Origin of the sequence: Mesorhizobium sp. M1A.F.Ca.ET.072.01.1.1, from assembly GCF_004023325.1 — a bacterium.
GTDB lineage: Bacteria > Pseudomonadota > Alphaproteobacteria > Rhizobiales > Rhizobiaceae > Mesorhizobium.
Map to the genome: position 1 here is coordinate 1 of NZ_RZSF01000576.1, position 2268 is coordinate 2268.

At 59.0% G+C, this 2268-nt stretch carries 3 protein-coding genes; all 3 read left to right on the forward strand.

Going from position 1 to position 2268, the window contains the following annotated elements:
- The coding region (locus EOA32_RS36465) for a TIGR02679 family protein (RefSeq protein ID WP_128374249.1) at positions 1 to 601 on the forward strand (601 nt) is incomplete at its 5' end.
- A gap of 420 nt (positions 602 to 1021) precedes the next feature.
- A complete protein-coding gene (locus EOA32_RS36470; RefSeq protein ID WP_128374251.1) occupies positions 1022 to 1774 on the forward strand; it encodes a DNA-processing protein DprA in 753 nt (250 codons plus the stop codon).
- Between the two features lie 279 nt (positions 1775 to 2053).
- Positions 2054 to 2268: hypothetical protein (locus EOA32_RS39430; RefSeq protein ID WP_210214886.1), on the forward strand; the 215-nt coding region annotated here is incomplete at its 3' end.

Consider the following 2268-nt stretch of genomic DNA (forward strand, 5'->3'; position numbering starts at 1 on the left):
GGCCCGCGACATCTGGGCAAGGGCGGGCGTTCTGGTCAACGAACTGGCTCGTCCGGCCCTGTTCCTTAACCTGCCGGTGCGCGAGGCCGAAAGCGACCGCTGGCTTCCGGGAGAGCCGGCCTATGCATCGCTGCGGTTGTTGTTGCGCTTGCCGCCTCTATGGAATGTGGCGGATCGCAAGATCCATGTCTGCGAAAATCCAAACCTGCTCGCTATCGCGGCCGATAGCCTGGGCGCCGGCTGCGCGCCCCTGGTCTGCACCGACGGCATGCCAGCGGCCGCGCAACGAAGTCTCCTGTCCCAGCTGGCGCACGCCGGGGCGAGGCTCTGCTATCATGGCGATTTCGACTGGCCGGGATTGCGCATCGGCAACTTCGTCATGCGCGACCACGGCGCCGAGCCGTGGCGCTTTGGCGCCATCGACTACCTCGCCGCCGTGCGGACGCAATCTAACATGACCCACCCACTTGGAGGGAAAGCGGTCGAGGCGTGCTGGGATGGGGCGCTGACGGCCGCAATGGAAGGCCATCGCGTAGCGATCGCGGAAGAGGCCGTGGCCGAGTCCTTATTGGAGGATCTCGATATTGCAAGATCTCGATGATCGATAGGGTAGCCAGCGCATGCTCGCCGCTGAGTACGGCATACTTCAGCTGTCGAGAATGGCGCTGCGGCGCGAAAGGGCGGTGATGCTTTCCTGGAGAAGGCTGCGAGGATGAACGCGCCACACTTGGCACGTCGATTGGCGCTGCGAAACTCTCTTGACCAGGACTCGTCCTCGTCCGGCTCGCTGTAGCCAGGAGGTATTGGATGTGAAATCGGCCTTTACTCGGCTGCTCTTGTACGAGAGCCGTTGTAAACGTTGCGCGTTCAAGCTAGCTATGACCTTAGCTTTCGAACAAAGCGTGAACAACTGCCAGAGTTGATGGCGCCGCAAAAGGGGCCACCTTGAGGATCAGACGTTACACTCTTGAACCTGATTGCGATTTGGCCGAGGCTTTATGAGCAGGAGAGAGAGGCGACAATGCATCTAGCGCGCAAAGAAAATTTCGGCCCGGCGGTCTCGCCAATTTCGCCGCGTCTCGAACTAGGTGCTTACGAGGCCCTCTGGCTTCGAAAGGGTGCAACCGACTATCCGCAAACGCTGCGTGACGCCAAATATCCCATCGAACTGCTTTATTTTCAAGGAGTATGGGAGCTGACGGAAACGCGCTGCATTGCCATTGTCGGTGCTCGAGACGCCACCGATGAAGGAAAACAGCGCGCCAAGCAATTGGCGCGTGATCTGACGGCTCGCAAGCGCCCGGATGGGAAGGACGAGTTCACTATTGTCTCTGGCCTGGCTGCTGGTATCGACCGCGTCGCTCACGAGGCCGCCATCGCCAACGGAGGGCGCACTATTGCCGTGATCGGAACGCCGCTTGGCACCTACTATCCGAAAGAGAACCGCGACATGCAGGATCGTATCGCAAAGGAATTCTTGTTGATTTCGCAAATCCCATTCCTGCGATATGCGGCTCAAGCCGTCCCACAGAATCGGCTTTTCTTCCCGGAGCGCAACGTAACCATGAGCGCGCTGACCGAGGCGACGATTATTGTCGAGGCGAGCGACACATCAGGTACGCTTACGCACGCACGCGCGGCCTTGTATCAAAAACGCAAGCTATTCATTCTTGACTCCTGCTTCCGGAAGGACCTGAGGTGGCCGCAGGCCTACGAAGCGCAGGGTGCGATCCGGGTGCGTTCAATGGAGGACATCTGGAGCCATCTTGACTAAGGTCCTCTTTCGCCAAATCGATGACAGCAATCGCGCCGATCATTCGAGACTGACGGCCGAAGACAACTGCCTTTTTCTATATGAGTTTACAGCCTTCGAGCACACCAACGGCCCTGGCTTCCGCTTTAGCGACACCAACCAACTGATCCACAATCTGAAGAAGAAGCCGTCCGAGCGCCTCACGAAGGGCGGCTGGAAATACAAAGGATCGCCATCCAGAAATGCGCGATCGCCCTACGCCAGGCGATTAACCCGGCCTGGTTGGCAACTGGAACCATCGTGCCCGTCCCCTCGTCAAAGGCGCGAAGTCATGCGGACTATGACGACGGCCTGACGCAGATCGCCAACTCGCTAAGCGTGCCGCCGCCCGATGTGCGGGAGATCGTTAGGCACAATCATTCACATCCTGCCGCTCACGAGTCGAACGACCGTCCCACAGTCGAAGATCTACTTGCTTTCTATGAGATCGATGAGGCCGTGGCGAATAGCAAACC

Excerpts from the sequence above, each read along its gene's own strand:
- EOA32_RS36470 (WP_128374251.1), top strand. The coding sequence starts at position 1,022 with ATGCATCTAGCGCGCAAAGAAAATTTCGGCCCGGCGGTCTCGCCAATT.